The sequence below is a fragment of the Prosthecobacter sp. genome (genome assembly GCF_044226605.1).
In the GTDB taxonomy this organism is placed as follows: Bacteria; Verrucomicrobiota; Verrucomicrobiia; order Verrucomicrobiales; family Verrucomicrobiaceae; genus Prosthecobacter.
Window position 1 is genome coordinate 150,820 of the sequence record NZ_JBGAGS010000017.1, and the last position, 18,713, is coordinate 169,532.

Here is an 18,713-nt window from a genome sequence, read left to right on the forward strand (position 1 = left end):
TTTCATTTTCATCCGCCGCGCATGCATCGTTTCCTTGTCTTGCTCCTCACACTCGCCTCCTGTGCGCACATGCATGCCCCCGTGACGCTCCCTCCTGAGATCAGCGCTGTCCTGCCTCAAAGCTGCAAGCAGGTCCTCTACGTCACCGCCGCAGACTCGCACACCACTGCGGCCGAAGTCCGCATTCTGGAGCGCACCTCGTCAAACACTTGGCAGTCCGTCAGCGCCCCCATCCTCGCTCGCATCGGTCGCAACGGCCTCGCCTGGGGCCATGGCGAATTCGCTCTCTCTGCGCCCGCCGGTTTCCGCACGAAAAGGGAAGGGGATGGCTGCGCCCCCGTCGGCATCTTCCGCATCCCCCAGGCCTTCGGCAGCGACCCCAAACCCTCTGCGATCAAGCTCCCCTACATCCACTGCACCCCGCATCACTGGGGCATCGATGACGTCCGCTCAAAGCATTACAACCAGATCGTCGATGACCGCATCGTGCCCTGTGACTGGACCGGTCCCGAAACCATGATCCCCGGCGGCAGCCTCTACAAACTGGGCGCTGAAATCGCGCACAATCCCCGCCGCACTCCTGGCCTCGGCTCCTGCATCTTCCTCCACATCTGGCTCACGCCAGATACTCCCACTGCAGGCTGCACCGCCATGTCAGAATCCGATCTTCTCCACATCCTAACCTGGCTCGATCCCTCGGCCGAGCCATGCCTGGTGCAATGGGTCAGCGGTGCTCAATGACATCGCTGCTCTTGAACCGCACCTTCGGCAGCACCGCATAGCGGTCATCCGCATGCCGATATCCCGCCGGGCACAGCACCGCAGCCGTAAATCCCTGCGCCTCCAGTCCCAGCACCTCGTCATACTTGTCCGGCTTGAATCCCTCCATCGGGCAGGTGTCCACACCCAGCAGCGCCGCCGCCGCCATGAACTGCCCCAGCGCGATGTAGGCCTGCATCTTCGCCCACTCCGGCGTCATGTAGCCCTGCGCCAGCGTCCCGGTCAGCATCTTGCGAAAACCCGCCAGCGAATCCGGCGTGCCCCCGCGAACTTCCGCAATGCGCATCAGGTTCGCATCGATCTCCGCTTCAGACATCGTCCGCTTCGTCGCCATCACCACCAGGTGCGAGCAGTCCACCACCTGCCGCTGCTTCCATGAATGCCCCACCAGTTCCTCCCGCAGCTCCTTGTCCTGGATGATGATAAACTTCCATGGCTGCAGCCCGTAGCTCGACGGAGTCAAAATCAGCGACTCTTCCAGCGCAGCCCAGATGTCGTCAGGGATCTTCTTCGTGGAGTCGAAAACTTTCGTGGCATAGCGCCAGTTCAGGGCAGTGAGAAGTTCGGCGGAGGTCATTGAGCCGCGACTATGAGTGACAAGTCCCACCTTTAAAGCTCAAAGTTGCCCGCAAGCCGCGCACGCAATCCCTCCATCACTCCGCAAGCCACATCCTGCCTATTGTATGGCTGGCTTTAGCCGGTTCTGGTCGGGGCGCCCTTTACTCCAGCTCCGGCGGCACATTCCCATACGTCCACGGCACCCCTTTGCCCGCCCCGCCAAATGGGAGTGCTTTCGGAGGCTCAGGCTTCGGTTCCGCCGTCATCTGGTTCGCCAGCTCCACACCCTTCTTGGCCATCTGCGTCCCCGCCGTGATCTCGAGGTTCGAATAAGCCGTCAGCCTCGTCTCATACCCGCCCCCATGCGGCCCGAAGGCCTCCTCCGTGGGAACGTAGCCGACGATCCCATTGGAAAGTTCGCACGGAAACGTAAACGCGTGCTGGCTGCCCTTTTTGATGTCCAGCCCATACTGCACAAAATATTCCGCCGGGTCCGACACAAAACATACGGGTCCCACCTTGATGCACTGCACCTCGCAATCCACCACTGGCACTGTCTTGTTCAGATGGTCCAGCATCAGGATCTCCTTCGCAAACAAGTAGTCCGTCGGATCTCCGGGCGCCCTGGCCTTGCTGGCGATCTCCAGGCTCTTCTGCACATGCTGCGCCGAAGGCGGCCGCCGTTTGATCTTCAGCACCTCCTGCCTCGTATCGATCGGCGCAGCCGTGAAGCGTGGCATCGAAAGCAAAACCCGGATCGCCTCCGCACCGATCCTCCCTCCCACCAGCCTGCTCCACTCTTCTGGTTTTGGATTCTGATACGGGCTCAGGTTGTCCACCTGCGTGATGTCCCCGCATGCCCCTTGCAGAAAGACCACTGGTGCGTGCGTGTCCATGCCTCCCTGAATGGTCTTTTCCAGGTATTGGATCCAGTTGGCAGAGATACCGCCCGGATTCGTCGTCGCATGGCAGGCGTAGTTCACCACCACGCCCACCAGCTGTCCCTGCATGTCCCAGGCTCCGATCACTCCTACCTGCGGATCGATCGGTCCTGCGTATTCGATGATGTCCGGATTTCCCGCTCGCGGGTGGCTCCACGTCTGCCCGTTCTTCATCCGCAGCCGGCGGTTGTAAGCCACCTTGTCCTCATGGCCAAAGCCGCAGCCGAGTTGCACCGGCACCTTGCTTTGATGTGCCGCCACCACACCTGCCACGATCTCATGCGTCAGCCGCAGTAGATAGCCGGGGTCCGCGCAGGAAGACTCTTCATACGCCAGCTTCTTCACCAGATCCGAGGCCGTGTCATACTCTCCCGGCATTACCATTCCTACGGGCCCTGAACTGTGCGAGTGCGAAGCACAGATCAGCACCGCATCTCCCTTGATGCCCGTGGCTTTTTCAATCTGCGCCCGCGCGTCCAGCACCACCTGGCGTGGCACCACCAGCGTGTCGAGGCCGATGGTTACGGCTGTCTTTTTCCCGTCATCGAACAAGGCCACCCGCACTTTGCAGGCGTCATGATAGGTCCGGTGGTAGCTCTTCCCGTAGCCCCCCGGCTGCTCCATCCCGATCCCCGGGGTGATGTCCCGCTCGGCAAATCCGGCCTTGATGCTGGAGCCCACCGAGGGTGTCTGGGCGTGAAGTGAAACCGTGAACAGGCAGGCAAGGGTGATGAACAGTCGCATCCAGCACGTACGTCAGATTTGAGTCACTTTGATGATAAAAAACTTACATTACATCTTGGTGCGAATATTGCATATTACCGGCTTTCCCAACTATATTGAGCCGTTCGATTCCCTAACGATTCGTGCACGCAACCTACTACATCGCCAAAGGACAGAAGACGCTCGGCCCCTGCTCGAAGGACGATCTGCGCAATTTTCTCGCCTACGGATCCATCCGTGACAGCGATCTGGTGAAGCGCGAAGATGAGGAGCAGTGGCGGCCGGTTTCCACCCTTCTGGAACTTCATGCCGAAGGCCAGGTGGCTGCCGACGGCCTCACCGTCCTGCCTCTCCGCCGTCGTGTGGCGCGCTACCGGGACTACAATCGTGTGCCCTACAATCAACGCGGCGGTGTCGTGCTGCGGCGCATGATCGCAGGTTTCCTGTTCTTCCCTCCCATGCTCTGGTGGGCAGCTGTCGCCCTTTATTCCGATCACATCTTCCGCCAGAAGAAGGACGAGAATGGCTACCTCATTGTCTGGGGCCGCTGGGTGGAGGTGCTCGTCACCGTCTTGATCATCTTGAACGCCATTGCGTGGTGGGTCGGCATCACCTACGCCTCATGGATTCTCGGGCCCGGACTCGCCGAACTTTCCAAAGGCATGGGCGAGGCCATGGATGTGATCAAAGGGCTGCTCAACGACACTTCCGCGAAGTGATTTTTCCGCTGGGGTGATTCTCTTTGCGCTTTTGGGCAAGCACTGGGTTGCCGTTTCTTGTGCGGCGATTGGCATCCTGCGCTCGCGCTGACATCTGTTTGAACGGGATGGCGTTGGTTCTGGCATGAAAGCCATCCACCCACTTTCTCTCCTCGCCACCGCACTGTTTGCCATCACGGCGCACGCAGACCCTGTGGACACCTCCGCTGCCTCGAAGCAGGTCGATGCTCTACTCGCCAAAAGCTGGCAGAAACACAAGATCAAGCCAAACGCCCCGGTGGATGACGCCACCTTCCTGCGCCGTTCTTATCTCACAGTGGTTGGCCGCATTCCCTCCCTCGATGAAGCCCGCGCATTTCACGCCTGCCAGATGCCGGACAAGCGTGCCAAGCTCATCGACTCCCTTCTCTCCAGCGAAGGCTACGTGCAGAACTTTTTCAACTACTGGGCGGACGTTCTTCGTGCCCAGAGCCAGGGCGTGGCAGGCAGCACCACCTCCCTGAACTACCTGAACTACATCCGTGCCGCCCTGCGGGAAAACAAGCCCTGGGACCAGATGTCACGCGAGCTGGTCTCCAGCGAGGGCACCTGCTTCGACACCGGCGCCATCGGCTACTACATGCGGGACCGTGGCATGCCGCTGGACAATCTCTCCAACACCACCCGCATCTTCCTTGGCACCCGCATGGAATGCGCCCAGTGCCATGACCATCCCTTCGACAAATGGACGCAGAAGCAGTTCTACGAAATGGCCGCCTTCACGCACAACATGAGCGCCTCCAGCTACCGCTCCAAGAGTGCCGAGGAAGCTCAGAAAATGCTGCGCACGGACAAGTCCCTGGATAATGAAACCCGCGACCTCATGCGCCAGGCGCTCAATGAAGCCATGCGTCCTCTGCGCGACACCCTCGTGGTGCAAAACAAGTCCCAGCTCCGTCTCCCGCACGACTACAAATACAAGGACGCCAAACCCAAGGACGTCGTGCAGGCCTCCGTCATGTTTGGCAAACCCGTGGCGCTGCAGAAGGAGGCAAACACCATCGGCGAATTCGGCCAGTGGCTCACCTCTTCGGAAAATCCCCGCTTCACCACCATCATTGCCAACCGTCTCTGGCAGCGCGTCTTCGGCGCGGGCCTCTATGAGCAGGTGGATGAAATGATGGACAGCAGCGTGGCCTCAAACCCTGAGCTCATGCATTTCCTCGAGCGCCAGATGGTCGCGCTGAAGTACGACATGAAGGCTTATCTCCGCCTTTTGCTGAACACCCAGGCCTTCGCCCGCGAGAGCACCAAGGAAATCTCTCCCGGCACGCCTTACTACTTCCAGGGACCCGTCTTCCATCGCATGCGTGCCGAGCAGGTGTGGGACTCTCTCGTCACCCTCGTCAGCCCGGACCCCGATCAGCCAAACTGGAGCAGCCGCGAACGCGAGCGCCGTGACCTTGAAAATCGCCACCACCTTGCGGGCCTGCTCGACAAGACCGAGGCCTCTCTGCTGTTCGAAGCTGCGAAGGAAGTCGCCGCCGCCATGCGCGAGCAAAACAAGCAGTTCGACCAGCTCCGCAAGGAACTCGATGAAGCCCGCGCCAAGGAGGACAAGGCGAAGGCCAAGGACATCCAGCGCCGCCTCGGTGAAAGCCAGCGCATCCTGCGCGAGCAGGTTTCCAAATGCTTCTACGCCGCCGCCAAAAAGTCCGGCAATCAGGACATCCAGAAGGAACTTGCCGCCGCAAGTGGGGAAGGCCCCATGGAGATGGCCATGATGAACCTCATGGAAGACAGCCGCGTCGATCCCAAGGCCGCCCCGCTTAATCCAAAGATCATGGCCACGCTGAAGGATGACGAAACACTCCTCGGCATGAAGGATGAAAAGAGCATCAAGAGCTTCGAAAACTACCAGCGCACCCTCCACCAGACCTGGAGCCGCGCCGCGGAGCTTCCGTCCCCCGCACCTCGCGGCCACTTCCTCCGCGAGTTCGGCCAGAGCGACCGCGAGATCATCGAAAACGCCAATGACGAAGCCAGCGTCCCCCAGGCACTGACGATGATGAACGGCTCCCTCCTCACCCAGCTCACCAGTGCCTGGTCCACCCTCAGCATCAATCTGCGCAAGGCCACCACCAACGACGAGAAGATCGACACCCTCTTCCTCAGCCTCTACTCCCGCAAACCGACCGCAAAGGAGAAGGCCCACATGCTTCAGACTTTGGAAAGCTACGCCTCTTCAAAGACTCTCTGGGAGGACGTCACCCTCGCCGCCCTCAGCACTCAGCGCTTCATCTTCGTTGAATAACCAACACCTCATTTCGATTTCACCATGAAAACGCCATCCAACGATCTCTCCCGCCGCGCTGTCCTGACCCGCATGGCCCAGTCATGCCTCGGCGTCGGCCTGCTTCCCTCCATGGAGCATCTGTTCTCCAGCAAAGCCTTCGCCGTCGGTGAAGGCAGCGCCACTGCAAAACAGGCCGCCACTGCACGCAACGTCATCTTCCTCTACATGACCGGCGGCCAGAGCCATCTGGACACCTGGGATCCCAAGCCCGACAACAAGGATGTCGCCGGCCCGGTCAAGGCCATCAAGACCAGTGCCGATGGCGTGCTCCTCAGCGAGTACCTGCCCCGCATGGCCAAAAAGATGCACCACGCCTGCGTTATCAATTCCATGGCCACCAACACCGCGGCGCATGAACAGGCCAACTACTTCATGCACACCAGCTTTGGCCTGCGCAGCACCATCAAGCATCCCGGCATGGGCGCATGGCTCAGCGTTTTCCAGGGGCCCGGCAATCCCGCGCTGCCGCCCTATGTCTATGTCGGCAATGACAGCCGCCATCCGGGTGCCGGCTTCTTTGCCAAAAAGCACGGCCCGCTCATGGTGAACAATCCCGAGGCCGGGCTGCAAAATGTCACGCCTCAAAAAGGCGTCACCGACGAACGTTTCGGCATGCGTCGTGATCTCGCCCGCTCCCTCGATGCCGAGTTCCAGGGCAAGTGGGACACCCGCGGCGTCAAAGCCTACGCGGATGTCTATGACGATGCTGTGAAGCTCATGAAGAGCGAGGACCTCGCCGCCTTTGACCTCACCAAGGAACCCGACGCCGTGCGCCAGGCCTATGGCAAGGACACGTTCGGGCAGGGCTGCCTGCTCGCACGCCGCCTCGTCGAGCACGGTGTCCGTTTCATTGAAGTCAGCTTCGGCAGCTGGGACACCCACGTGGCCAATTTCATCAACGTGCCGCAGCTTTGCAACACTCTCGACACCGCACTCGCTGCTCTCATCACCGATCTCGAACAGCGCGGCATGCTGGACAGCACCATGATCGTGGTCAGTTCCGAGTTTGGTCGCACCCCCAAGATCAATCAGAACCAGGGCCGCGATCATTATCCCGTCTTCTCCTCTGTCATCATCGGCGGTGGCATCAAGGGCGGCATCAAATACGGCGCCACCACACCGGACGGTGCTGGCGTGGCTGCAGACAAAGTCGGTCCTCCCGATCTGAATGCCACCATCGGCTACGCGCTCGGTCTGCCGCTGGACCAGGTCGTCTATTCACCCACCAAGCGCCCCTTCACCGTCGCCGACAAAGGCCAGCCGCTCACCCACCTCTTCGCCTGAGGTCGAGGTCAGTTCCCAATAACAAAAAAAACGCCCGGCAGAGGAATCTGCCGGGCGTTTTGATGATTGAGCCTCTCAGGTGCCGACTAGATGTTCGCAGCGCTGTAATCCCAGCCCTGGCGGTAGGCCGCGCGGGTGATCAGCGCATTGGCTTCAGCATTGTCGGACTGCTGCTTGGAGCTGTCCCAGTTGATGACCTTGCCGGGGTTGGCGATCGCCAGATTGCCGAAGAGGCAGAGCTTGGTCAGCGGCACGGAGTAGTCAAAGTTGCTGCCGCAGATCTTGTTCTGCTCGATGGCGCGGATCAGTTCCAGCTGTGGCTCACCTTCGGCCAGCGCGCCTTCGATCTTCAGCTCAGGGGACTTGCCACCGAGGAAGTCAGCCATCTTCGTGCTCGGAATCAGGCGCGGGCTGCCGCAGTAGTCGTCCGTGTTCAGGATCACGCCTGCATCACCACGGAGCAGGAAGCCGCCTTTGATCTTGTCCCAGTCACGGTCTGCTTCCAGCTCAGCCGGACGCTCGGGCTTCAGGCTGCCTTCATACCAGTGCAGCTTGATCTCGCCGTACTTCTCCGTCTTGAAGTAGAAGATCACGTGGGAGGACTTCGGCCAACTCACGTCGGTCAGTTCGGTGCACTCGGCTTCCATCTTGTAGGGCTCACCCAGGCCGCAGGCCCAGAAGGGACCGTCCAGCAGGTGGCAGCCCATGTCGCCCATGGCGCCTGCGCCATACTCGCGGTGGCCGCGCCAGGCAAAGGGGTGCAGTCCGTTGATGTAAGGAGTCGCGGGCACAGCGCCCTGCCAGGCGTCCCAGTTGAGGTTCGCTGGCACGTCGCCGGAGACATACTTGGCCTTGGCCTCGTTGCCCTGCGGCCAGATGGGGCGGTTGGTCCAGACGTGGATTTCCTTCACATTGCCCACGATGCCCTCGCTCACCCACTGCTTCAGGAAGCGGATGCCCTTGCCCGTGTGGCCCTGGTTGCCCATGTTGGTCTTCACGCCCTTCTTCTTGGCGGCTTCGTGCAGCTGATTGGCTTCCCAGATGCGGTTCACCAGCGGCTTCTGCACGCACACATGCTTGCCGCGCTTGATGGCCTCCATCGCCGCAGGGTAGTGCGCGTGGTCGGGAGTGGACACCGTGCACATGTCGATCTTGTCGCCCATCGCGTCGAACATCTCGCGGAAGGTCTCAAACATCTTCGCGTCCGGGTACTTCTGCTGCGCCTGCTTCAGGCGGTCGCGGTCCACGTCGCAGATGGCCACAATGTTGGCACCCTTGGCAGAAATGCCCACGTCAGAGCCTCCCTTGCCGCCTGCACCACCGATGCCTGCTACGTTGATTTTTTTGACGCCGCCTTCCTGGCCGATCAGCAGATTGGGCAGAAAGATGCTGCCGGCTGTTGCGGCGGTGTTGCGGAGGAAGGTACGACGGTTGGGGAAGAGCGAAGGCTTCATGTGGAATGGATTGGGCCGCGAAGATAGCGGAGCGGCGCTCATCTACGCAATCAGAAACGCGCTTTATTCCAGGAATGCTTTTCGCCTATTGCGGAGCGCAGTTACTTCCCTGCGCGCAGCTTGCTGTGCTTTTTGCCATAGCCAAAATAAATCGCCAGCCCGATCGCCAGCCAGATGATCAGCCGTTCCCACGTCTCACGGTCGAGTGAGGCCATCATGCCCAAGCAAACCAGCGCGCCCAGCACCGGTACCACCGGCACCCAAGGGCAGCGGAATCCGCGCTCCAGCTCCGGCTTGGTGCGGCGCAAAATGACCACCCCTACGCAGACCAGCACAAACGCCAGCAGAGTACCGATGCTCGTCATGTGCCCCACGATGGATCCCGGCACCAGCGCCGCAAACAGGCCGGTGAAAACCATGAACAGGATATTGCTCGAAACCAGCGTTTGCGTCTTCGGGTTTACCTTCGCAAACACCTGCGGCACCAGTCCGTCCTTTGCCATAGAGAAAAACACCCGCGACTGCCCCATCAGCAGCACCAGGATCACCGAACCATAGCCCGCCAGAATCGCGCAGATGATCGCCGTCTTCATAAAATGATAAGGGGTGTTCTCAATAGCGATCGCCACGGGTGCTAGGCTGTCCTCCCCGTTGCGGAATTCACTATATTTTGCCAGGCCTGTCAGCACATGTGCAAACAGGATATACAGCACCGTGCAGATCGCCAGAGATCCCAGGATGCCCAGCGGCAGGTCACGCTTCGGATTCTTTGCGTCCTGCGCCGCCGTGGAGACCGCGTCAAAGCCGATGTAGGCAAAGAAGATGACTCCCGCCGCGCGCAATATGCCCGTCCAACCATACTCACCAAAATGCCCGCTCACATTCTCCGGGATATACGGCACATGGTTCTGTGGATTCATGTGGCCCCAGCCTAGCGCGATGAAGCACAGCACCACCGCGATCTTCAGCGCCACGATGATATTGTTCACCGTCGCAGATTCCTTCGTGCCTTTCATAAGCAGCGCGGACATCAGCACAATGATAAACACCGCTGGCAGATTCACGATGCCGTGCACCACGGTTCCGTCTTTCAGCGTCGTTTCTGAAAACGGCGAGAGCATCCATGGTAGCCAGCTTGCCGCCACTTTTGGTCCCGCCATGATGGCGACGAGCTTGTTCAAATACGCCGACCAACTGATCGCCACTGTCGCTGCCGCCACCGCATATTCCAGCACCAGATCCCAGCCGATGATCCAGGCCATCAGCTCGCCCATGGTCGCGTAAGAATACGTGTAGGCGCTGCCAGCCACCGGGATCATCGAGGCAAACTCCGCGTAACACAGTCCCGCCAGCGCACAGCCGATGCCCGCGATGATGAAGGAGATCGTCACCGCCGGCCCCGCAAACTCGCCCGCCGCCTGGCCTGTCAGGGAGAAAATCCCCGCGCCAATGATGGCCCCGATTCCCAGCGTCGCGAGATTCAGCGCTCCCAGCGACCGCTTCAGCGTCACATGGGCGTCTCCTTCTCCTTTCTCGGCTTCATGGATGATGGTGGGGATGTCCTTGGTGGCAAGAAGCTGGTTTGGCATGAGGAGAAGTGTCTGGGAGTGTGTGAAGTTGATGCAAGGCTAGCAGGCCCCGCGCCAGAATGGCAATCACCAATTCAAGCGATGAGGGCTTCAGTCCGCCAAAAAGCCTGCCCTCGGCACTCTTTCTTCTTGGCGGGAGATGGATTCCCCCCTTAAAAGGACTGCATGGATTTTGCCAAAATTGCCTCGGATCTTGCCGGTTTCGTTTGGGGAGCGCCTCTCATTATCCTGCTTTTCGGAACGCATCTTTTTCTGACGGTGCGCACCGGGTTCATCCAGCGGTATCTTGTGCAGGCTATCCGCATCTCTTTCTCCAGGCAGAAGGAAGGTGAGGGGGATGTCTCCCAGTTCGGCGCGCTCATGACGGCGCTGGCCGCCACCATCGGCACGGGAAATATCATTGGCGTGGCCGGCGCGGTGGCCACGGGCGGGCCCGGCGCGGTGCTGTGGATGTGGCTCACGGGCGTGTTTGGCATCGCCACCAAGTATTCAGAGGCGGTGCTGGCGGTGAAGTATCGCATCACCATGCCGGACGGCAGCATGGCGGGCGGCCCTATGTATGCGCTTGAGCGCGGTCTGGGGAAAAAATGGCTGGGCGTGGTGTTTGCCATTTTCACCTGCATTGCCGCCTTTGGCATCGGCAACATGACCCAGGCCAACAGCATCGTGGAAATGCTCATCGAGAAAATAAAGCCCGAGTCCGTCACCCAGCTGCGCTGGATCGCTGGCGGGGTGATGGCGGCACTCACTGCGGCAGTGGTGCTCGGCGGGGTGAAGAGCATCGCCAAGGTGTGCGGCTTTCTTGTGCCGGTCATGGCGGTGGGGTATGTGGTCGGTTGCGCTCTGATCCTGATCAAAAACTATGCAGTGTTGCCGCAGACCTTCCTGGACATCTGGAACGGCGCCTGGACCGGGCAGGCGGCGGTAGGCGGCTTCGTGGGGGCTGGTTTGAAGGAAGTCGCACGCGCCGGCATCGCGCGCGGCCTGTTCTCCAATGAATCCGGCCTCGGCTCTGCTCCAATCGTGGCGGCCGCGGCGCAGACGCGCAATCCGGTGCGTCAGGCGCTTGTCAGCAGCACGGCCACCTTCTGGGACACCGTGGTCGTCTGCCTCATGACTGGCCTGGTGGTGGTGAGCAGCGGCCACTGGAAGGACGGTCTGCCCAAAGCCGCGCTCACCAGCGCCGCCTTCAATGATCTGCACACCTGGGGACCCTACATCCTGCTTTTCGGCCTCATGACCTTCGTCTTCTCCACCATTCTCGGCTGGGGTTACTATGGCGAAAAGGCCGCCGAGTACCTCTTCGGCACCCGCTCGGTGAAGCCCTACCGCATTCTCTGGGTGCTCGCAGTCCTCTTCGGTTCCGTCCAGCCTGCACAGGCCGTCTGGGACTTTGCCGATGCCGCCAACGGTCTCATGGCCATCCCCAATCTCATCTGCCTGATCTGCCTCAGCGGCGTCATTGTGGCCGAAACCAAGGCTCACAGCCACGAACTGAAAGGAAAAAGCTGAGAAAAAATCTGCCGTCCCACTTGCAAGAGCGCCGGTCGCCTCTATGATCCTCGCCCGCCACTCACTGCCTCATGGTGTAATGGTAACACAGCAGATTCTGAATCTGTTATTCAAGGTTCGAATCCTTGTGAGGCAACCACTCTGCCAAAGGCAGTAAACAAAAACGGCACGGCATCCTGAGTGGATTACCGTGCCGAGTGTTGAATAAGAGACGAATGGATCAGGCCTTCGCCTGAGTAGCTGCCAGGATTGCGGAGTCCAGGCGTGCCAGGCGGTGCGTGCTGGAGGCGGTTTCGATTCCTTCCAGGGCGCGATAGGTTTTGCCCACCTTTTTCACCAGACCACAGTTGGTCAGCTTCAAAATCTTCTCATAGGAGCGCAGACGCAGCATTTCTTCGCCACCGCTCACGGCATTCTTCAGCTTCAGCCCCTCGAAAACCTTGGCGAACAGGGCTTTGAACTCAAAAGTTTCACCGGAGGAAAGAACATTCACCAATTCATCGGTGACGTGATCAACTACTCGACGGGAGAAAGGTGCTTTTTTGGTGGCGGCTTTTGTGGTGACCATCTTTCCCAGTACCACACAAATGCCCTTCTGTCTCAGAAACACTGCGTAAATGTCACTTTTCTGCTACGAAATGCATTCTTATTCAGCCAGATGCACTTCTTTGGCCGGCCGGCTCAGTTTTTTGAAAGAAATTTCTGCTCTTAGGGCCGCCGATTGATTCTTCTGAGGCCACGATTTCACCAGGCTCACCGGTCCCCGGCCACGCGTGTAGCGGGCGCCCTTGCCCGCGTTGTGCTGCGCGATGCGCCTCTCCAGATCATTGGTGATCCCGCAATACAGCGTGCCGTCCTTGCACCGCAGCACGTAGAGCACCCACTTCTTTTTGGCGGGTTTCTTTTTGGCGGCGGCTTTCTTCTTTTTCGTCGGCACCGCGCACCATAGCGCGGACCGCCCGAAATCAAAACAGCTCGCTGATCGTCGTCCCCTCGGTCAGGGCGACAGGCCGCCCATCCGCCGAGGCATAGCTGATCTCGCGGTAGTCGTATCCCAGTGCGGAGTAAATGCTCGCATGGATGTCCGCCGGAGAGACGGGCCGGTCTTTGGGATAGGCCCCGCTGGCATCTGAACTGCCGATGACCTGTCCGCCCCGCACGCCGCCGCCTGCCAGCAGGACACTGTAGCACCCGGGCCAGTGGTCCCGTCCCGCATCGTTGTTGATCTTCGGCGTGCGTCCAAATTCGCCCATCCACACCACCAGCGTGCTTTCCAGCAGGCCGCGTTCTTCCAAGTCATCCAGCAGTGCTGCATAGGCCTGCTCCATCGGCGGCACCAGCCGGTTCTTCAGCCCGTTGAAGTTGTCCTTGTGTGTGTCCCAGGTGATGGAGGGGCCGTTCACCGTTGTCACAAATCGCGTGCCCGCCTCCACCAGCCGCCGTGCCAGCAGGTGGGACTGCCCCCAGCTGTGCCTGCCGTAGCGCTCCCGCACCTTCGTCGGTTCCTTGCTCAGATCAAAAGCGTCCGCCGCCTTGCCAGATTGCAGCATCGCCGTCGCCTGCTCGTTAAAGATGTCCATCTGCGCCACCTGCGTGGAGGCGATGGGCAGCGCCGCGGCGCTCATGTGATTGAGCAGCGCCAGGCGCTCTTGGAAACGTGCAGGCGTGAGGCTCGCATCCAACCCCATGTTTCTCACCCGAAACGTCGCTGCATTCGGATCATCATCCAGCACATAGGGGTCAAAGCGCGTGCCCAGGCAGCCGCCGAACTGCCCCGGTGTCAGGTACACCTTGCTGTCGCAGTGCGGAAATGGCGTGATCACATACGGCGGCACTCCCTTGCTGAAACCGTCCCGCTGCGCCAGCCAGCCCACCAGCGTGCCCACTCCTGGCAGATCTGTCGGGCTCGGCGTGATCAAGGTGCTGTCCACCCGGTAGGGCCGTCCTGTCGTGGCCCAGTGCATCCCACCATTGTGGCTGCTGTGCCCGTGGTGCACTGAGCGGATCAGTGCCAGCTTGTCCATCCGCTTCGCCATCTGTGGCAGCAGCTCCGTCACATGAATGCCCGGCACATTCGTTTTGATCGTCTTGAACTCGCCACGAATTTCCACCGGACCATCTGGCTTTGGATCCCACAAATCAATGTGGCTCGGAGCACCCCCGTTGAAGATCATGATCACGGACTTCGCCTTCCCCAGCCCGATGCTGCTGTTGCTCATCGGTGCACCCAGGGCTGCCAGCCGGTTCATTCCCATCCCGAGCAGACCCATGCCGCCGGCATGCAGCAGGCTGCGTCGCGAAAAGCGGATCTGGGGTGCGGAGGGATTCACGGACAAAACCTACGGAACCCACGCCGTAATCTTGCGGGGCAGGGGATGCACGCCCGTCTAAGCCCGCCATTCCAGATCCACCTTGGAGCCATTCCACGCGTGTTCCGGCAGGTGCGTATGCGTGGTGAAGCTCCCTCCTGTGGCGCTCAGTCTGGCCATCGTCCATCCCGTGGTGCTCTCCTTGGGATTGGACACATAAGACGTCGCCGGTGTGTTGAGGATGTGGATGTCACGATGCTTGAAAAAGTCCCTGTGATGGATGTGTCCATGAACGTAGGCCTTCACCTGCGGACGCGACACCAGCAGCTCCCACAGCGGCTCGGAATCCTCCAGGCCGCCAGGGAAGTGCTTCGCGTCTCCACCGAGGCGTGGATTGTGGTGGGCAAACACCAGCGCGGGCTTGTCCGCATGCGCATCCAGCGCCTTGGCCAGCCAGGCGAGCTGTTCTTCGCCCAGCAGCCCCTGCGCCACCATGCGCGCCTTGAGCGAGTCGAGCAGAAAGAGATTCGCACGCGCCGTCTGCACCACGCCCACATGCTTGGAGACCACCGCCGCCGTCGTCGGCTTTTCCGTCGTCAGCACTTCATAAAATACATCGCGGTCATCATGATTCCCCATGCTGAGATGCACGGGCATTCCTGCCTCCCGCAGCGGCGCGATCAGTTTGGCAAAATGCGTGTAATCGTCCGGCTGCCCGTTGTTCAACGCCAGATCACCATTGATGACCACCGCCGCAGGTCGCTTCGGCAGCCCCACCAGATACGCCACCGTCTCACGCAGGTGGGTCGGTATTGGCGAGTTCTCCGGATGTTTCCCTCCCACATGCGTGTCGTTCAGGATCGCGATCAAATCGCCATCCACCTCCGCAGAATATCCTTTGCCCTGCGTCAGGATCGCAGCGGCCCCCATCTGGGCGATAAATTGTCGGCGTGAAGCAAGGTGAATCGGCATGACGTTGCTATACGCGCCGCCACGCTCTCGTATTGCTCTTCTCATGGATCGCCGCGATTTCATCAAAACCACCAGCGCCGCCGCCGCCATTACCAGCGCGCGTCGGGTTCTGTCCGCACCTTCGGCCAAACGCCAGCCCGATCTCATCAAAGCCGAAAACGCCCGGCCCGGTGCCAGCTTCCAGCTCACTCGCATGCGGCCGGATGATTTGAAGTCCTACCGCACCTCCCTCATCGAAGGCTACTGCTCCCGCCAGTCCGTCAAAGCTGGCGAAAAGATCGATATCTTCGTCAGCACCAAACCCGCCGCCCAGTTCACCATCGACCTCTTCCGCATGGGCTATTACGGCGGTGCAGGCTCACGCTTGATGACCACCCTCGGCCCCTTTGAAGGCAAAACACAGCCCGTCCCCGAGATGGAAGACAAACGCCTCCGCGAGTGCCAGTGGGAAGCCACTACGACGCTCACGATCCCGCAGGACTGGCCCAGCGGCGTCTATCTCGGCAGGCTCTCCACCATTCCTGAGTCCGCCGACAAACCCTACTGGCAGAGCTACATCATCTTCATCGTCACCGACGACCGCCCAGCCGACATCCTCTTCCAGTGCAGCGACAACACCTGGCAGGCCTACAACCGCTGGCCCGTCAACGAGTCTCTCTACACCGATCCCCGCGCCGCCCATGCCCCCGGCGTCAGCGTCAGCTTTGACCGCCCCTACGGCAAATACGTCCAGATCTTCGACAATCCCCAAAGCATGGGCAGCGGCGAGTTCCTCCTCTGGGAATTTCCCCTTTGCTACTGGCTCGAAAAAGAAGGCTACGACGTCACTTACTGCTCCAACGTCGATAACCTCAACCCCGCCAATCTCGCCCGCGTCAAAACCATGCTCAGCGTCGGGCACGACGAATACTGGGACCTCCGCCAGTATGACAACGTCAAGCAGGCCATCGCCAACGGCCTCAGCGTCCTCTGGCTCTCAGCCAACGACGTTTACATGGTCACACCCTTCACCCCCAGCGCGACGGGAGCCCCCAACCGCCGCCTAACTCGTGAGACCTGCTACGGTGAATTCCGCGAGGAAGAAAAAGCCGCCTATTCAAAGATCCTTGGCCCCTTCGAAAGCCCCGGCCCGGATGAGCGCGACATCATCGGCGCCCGCACCATCGTTCCCTTCAATGGCGGTGGAGACTGGACCTGTGTGAAGCCCGACCACTGGCTCTTCGCCGGCACCGGCATGAAACAAGGCGACAGCATCCCCGGTCTCGTCGGCTGGGAATTCCACGGCGATCCCGACACCGCCCGCCCCGGCCTCGAAGTCATCGCTGAAGGCAACGTTTGGGCCGGCGGCACCCGCCTCGGCAAATACGCCGCCACCGTTTACGAAGGCCCGAAGAAAAACATCGTCTTCAACGCCACCACCATCTTCTGGTCCCAAGCCCTCAGCGATCCCCCCGGCCACATGATCCCCTGGAGCCACTACTCCCGCCCACATGGTCCGGATGAACGTGTGCAGCAGATAACAAAAAACGCCATCGCAAGAGCCCTCGCGTGAAATGGCAAATCGCCAGCGCGAGAGCACTCGAGGTGGCCGCATGGTCATTCGCACCCGTCTCTGCTCTCGGCGCGCATCACGCTGGCCGTTTGAAATTCGCATTTCTTCAACAGCATCAGTTTGCCATCGCCTATGCCGATGATGCCTGTCTCCGCTCGGAGCATCTTTGGAAACTGATGGAGCATCACTATGTCTGGCTTTGCCTCGCCGCGTTTCTGTTTCCTGCCATAGGCAGCTTCCTACAACACCTCGGCCTTCGCTGGTGGTCGCGCTTGCTGGTAGGTCTCACTGTCTCCTCACCCGTGCTGTGGTATACCAGCGTGGCTCTGCGTCTCTTCGGGAAAGTTCTCACTCATGCTCTAGGATGACCGGCACGAAGGACTCATCAGGTTTTTGAATCTTCAAAAACGCTCGCTCAAGATCTCCCTCCAACACTCAGCAGCAACGAGCGAACAAAACGCAAATCCCCTCTCCCCCTCGATGATAGGGCAACACCCATGCCTTCCTTGGGGAGAGGTAAGGGTGAGGGGGCAATCCCGAGGAGATACAAGCTTCGTTGCCCGGTGAAAATCACCGCATCTCATCACCCTCCACTTCCTGCACCTGAGCCATCACACGACCAAACTCCACGACATCAGCCCGCGTCGCCCTCTTATCCAGATAATCCTCCGCCACAATCGCGACAGTTTCTCTCCCGCCGCCGAAATCAGAAACTGTTCCACCGAATAGCCATCCTTCGCCGCCAGCTCTTGAATGCCGCGAATCAAAGAATCAGGAAACTCGAGTGTGATGCACGTCATCTTTCGCTCCATTCTGATCTCCCCTCTGGATTCCGCGTCTTCCGCGTATTCCATAGGCCCTTCTATTCAAACACAATCAAACTCCGCGCCACCTCGCCCCTCTGCAGCGCATCATAGGCTTCATTGATCCCCTCCAGCGGATACCGCTTCGTCACCAGCTCATCCAGCATCAATCTCCCCGACTGATGCATGCCGATCAGCAGCAGCAGATCCTTCCTCGGCTGCGTGCTCCCATACAGGCTGCCACGCAGCGTCTTCTCCGCATACACCAGCTGGTTCACATTGATCGAAGCCCGATCCGCCGCGCTGGTGATCCCCACCATCACGCACATCCCGCCCTTCTTCGTCGCGTCAAAGGCCTGCTCCGCCGTCTTGCCCGAGCCATACGCCTCAAACGCATAGTCCACGCCTTTGCCCTCCGTCAGGTCCTTGATCGCCTGCACCGGATCGCCCGCGTTCACATCCACATAATCCGTCGCGCCGAACTGCCGCGCATCGCCTTCCTTCCGGCTGAATTTGTCCACCGCGATGATCTGCCGCGCCCCGGCCATCCGCGCCGCCTGCACGATGTTCAAGCCGATGCCGCCGCAGCCGATCACCGCCACCGTGCTGTTCGGCTGCACTCGCGCTGCCTTCTCCACCGCACCTACGCCCGTGATCACACCGCAGCCTATGAGAGCCGCCTTCTCAAATGAAAACTCCTTTGGAATCTTCACCACCGAAGCCTGCGGCATCGTCGCCAGAGACGAGAACGCCGAAACCCCCGCATAATGCCGGATGCTCTCGCCCGCAGAGTTTTGAAAGCGCGTCGTGCCGTCCGGCATCAGGCCCGTGAAGCGCATCGCCGTGCCCATGTCACACAGCGCAGGGCGGCCGCTGCTGCAGTACTCGCATTTCCCGCACGAGCCACGCCACACCAGGATCACATGATCCCCCACCTCCACGGAGGTCACACCTTCTCCCACGGCCTCGATCACTCCGCTCCCCTCATGCCCCAGGATGATCGGCATCGGCATCGTCAGGTCCCCCTTCATCACATGCAGGTCGCTGTGGCACACCCCCGCAGCTTTCATCCGCACCGTCACTTCACCCGCCTGCGGCGGCAGCACTTTCACTTCTTCAATGCGCAGAGGCTTTTTCGCTTCATACAAAACGGCGGCTGGGGCGAGGGTGGACATGGCGGGA

Annotated in this window: 16 protein-coding genes and 1 tRNA gene; 7 read left to right on the top strand and 10 right to left on the bottom strand. The window is 60.3% G+C overall.

Going from position 1 to position 18,713, the window contains the following annotated elements; genetic code table 11:
- The first annotated feature begins 21 nt into the window (after window positions 1-21).
- The gene (locus tag ACILSO_RS22880) at window positions 22-741 is read left to right on the top strand and encodes a L,D-transpeptidase (protein ID WP_395739788.1); all 720 of its coding nucleotides are present in this window, start codon (window positions 22-24) and stop codon (window positions 739-741) included.
- Here ACILSO_RS22880 and ACILSO_RS22885 read toward each other — a convergent pair.
- The gene (locus ACILSO_RS22885) at window positions 725-1,357 is read right to left on the bottom strand and encodes an NAD(P)H-dependent oxidoreductase (RefSeq protein ID WP_395739789.1); all 633 of its coding nucleotides are present in this window, start codon (window positions 1,355-1,357) and stop codon (window positions 725-727) included. The two genes, ACILSO_RS22880 and ACILSO_RS22885, sit on opposite strands and share 17 nt — an antisense overlap.
- 142 nt (window positions 1,358-1,499) lie before the next feature.
- The gene (locus ACILSO_RS22890) at window positions 1,500-3,023 is read right to left on the bottom strand and encodes a hypothetical protein (RefSeq protein WP_395739790.1); all 1,524 of its coding nucleotides are present in this window, start codon (window positions 3,021-3,023) and stop codon (window positions 1,500-1,502) included.
- A gap of 122 nt (window positions 3,024-3,145) precedes the next feature.
- Here ACILSO_RS22890 and ACILSO_RS22895 point away from each other — a divergent pair, with 122 nt between their 5' ends.
- The 3 genes from ACILSO_RS22895 to ACILSO_RS22905 all read left to right on the top strand — a co-directional run bounded on the left by ACILSO_RS22895 (window position 3,146) and on the right by ACILSO_RS22905 (window position 7,340).
- Window positions 3,146-3,721, top strand: a complete 576-nt coding sequence (locus tag ACILSO_RS22895; RefSeq protein ID WP_395739791.1) for a DUF4339 domain-containing protein — start codon at window positions 3,146-3,148, stop codon at window positions 3,719-3,721.
- A gap of 124 nt (window positions 3,722-3,845) precedes the next feature.
- Complete coding sequence (locus ACILSO_RS22900) at window positions 3,846-6,014, top strand: DUF1549 domain-containing protein (RefSeq protein WP_395739792.1); 2,169 nt, start codon at window positions 3,846-3,848, stop codon at window positions 6,012-6,014.
- A gap of 24 nt (window positions 6,015-6,038) precedes the next feature.
- Complete coding sequence (locus ACILSO_RS22905) at window positions 6,039-7,340, top strand: DUF1501 domain-containing protein (protein WP_395739793.1); 1,302 nt, start codon at window positions 6,039-6,041, stop codon at window positions 7,338-7,340.
- A gap of 86 nt (window positions 7,341-7,426) precedes the next feature.
- Here the strand turns inward: ACILSO_RS22905 and ACILSO_RS22910 are convergent, their stop codons facing one another.
- Window positions 7,427-8,794 carry a Gfo/Idh/MocA family protein gene (locus ACILSO_RS22910; protein ID WP_395739794.1) on the bottom strand — a complete coding sequence of 456 codons (1,368 nt, stop codon included), beginning with the start codon at window positions 8,792-8,794 and terminating at the stop codon, window positions 7,427-7,429.
- A gap of 101 nt (window positions 8,795-8,895) precedes the next feature.
- Window positions 8,896-10,383, bottom strand: coding sequence for an amino acid permease (locus tag ACILSO_RS22915; RefSeq protein WP_395739795.1), 1,488 nt, complete (start codon window positions 10,381-10,383; stop codon window positions 8,896-8,898).
- Between the two features lie 165 nt (window positions 10,384-10,548).
- On the opposite strand from ACILSO_RS22915, the gene ACILSO_RS22920 reads away from it, so the two are divergent.
- Window positions 10,549-11,895 carry an alanine/glycine:cation symporter family protein gene (locus tag ACILSO_RS22920; protein ID WP_395739796.1) on the top strand — a complete coding sequence of 449 codons (1,347 nt, stop codon included), beginning with the start codon at window positions 10,549-10,551 and terminating at the stop codon, window positions 11,893-11,895.
- A 65-nt stretch (window positions 11,896-11,960) separates the two neighbouring features.
- Window positions 11,961-12,034, top strand: a tRNA-Gln gene (locus ACILSO_RS22925).
- Window positions 12,035-12,115: 81 nt separating this feature from the next.
- Here the strand turns inward: ACILSO_RS22925 and ACILSO_RS22930 are convergent.
- The 4 genes from ACILSO_RS22930 to ACILSO_RS22945 all read right to left on the bottom strand — a co-directional run bounded on the left by ACILSO_RS22930 (window position 12,116) and on the right by ACILSO_RS22945 (window position 15,176).
- Window positions 12,116-12,463 carry a hypothetical protein gene (locus ACILSO_RS22930; RefSeq protein WP_395739797.1) on the bottom strand — a complete coding sequence of 116 codons (348 nt, stop codon included), beginning with the start codon at window positions 12,461-12,463 and terminating at the stop codon, window positions 12,116-12,118.
- A 78-nt stretch (window positions 12,464-12,541) separates the two neighbouring features.
- Window positions 12,542-12,832 (bottom strand): GIY-YIG nuclease family protein, encoded by a 291-nt coding sequence (locus ACILSO_RS22935; protein WP_395739798.1) that lies wholly within the window; start codon window positions 12,830-12,832, stop codon window positions 12,542-12,544.
- 28 nt (window positions 12,833-12,860) lie between these two features.
- The gene (locus tag ACILSO_RS22940) at window positions 12,861-14,225 is read right to left on the bottom strand and encodes a DUF1501 domain-containing protein (RefSeq protein ID WP_395739799.1); all 1,365 of its coding nucleotides are present in this window, start codon (window positions 14,223-14,225) and stop codon (window positions 12,861-12,863) included.
- Window positions 14,226-14,282: 57 nt separating this feature from the next.
- Window positions 14,283-15,176, bottom strand: coding sequence for a metallophosphoesterase (locus tag ACILSO_RS22945; protein ID WP_395739800.1), 894 nt, complete (start codon window positions 15,174-15,176; stop codon window positions 14,283-14,285).
- A 43-nt stretch (window positions 15,177-15,219) separates the two neighbouring features.
- Here ACILSO_RS22945 and ACILSO_RS22950 point away from each other — a divergent pair, with 43 nt between their 5' ends.
- Window positions 15,220-16,728, top strand: coding sequence for a N,N-dimethylformamidase beta subunit family domain-containing protein (locus tag ACILSO_RS22950; RefSeq protein WP_395739801.1), 1,509 nt, complete (start codon window positions 15,220-15,222; stop codon window positions 16,726-16,728).
- Window positions 16,729-17,339: 611 nt separating this feature from the next.
- Here the strand turns inward: ACILSO_RS22950 and ACILSO_RS22955 are convergent.
- Both ACILSO_RS22955 and ACILSO_RS22960 read right to left on the bottom strand, forming a co-directional pair.
- Window positions 17,340-17,582, bottom strand: a complete 243-nt coding sequence (locus ACILSO_RS22955; RefSeq protein ID WP_395739802.1) for a hypothetical protein — start codon at window positions 17,580-17,582, stop codon at window positions 17,340-17,342.
- 8 nt (window positions 17,583-17,590) lie between these two features.
- The gene (locus ACILSO_RS22960) at window positions 17,591-18,706 is read right to left on the bottom strand and encodes a zinc-binding dehydrogenase (RefSeq protein ID WP_395739803.1); all 1,116 of its coding nucleotides are present in this window, start codon (window positions 18,704-18,706) and stop codon (window positions 17,591-17,593) included.
- Window positions 18,707-18,713: the final 7 nt, after the last annotated feature.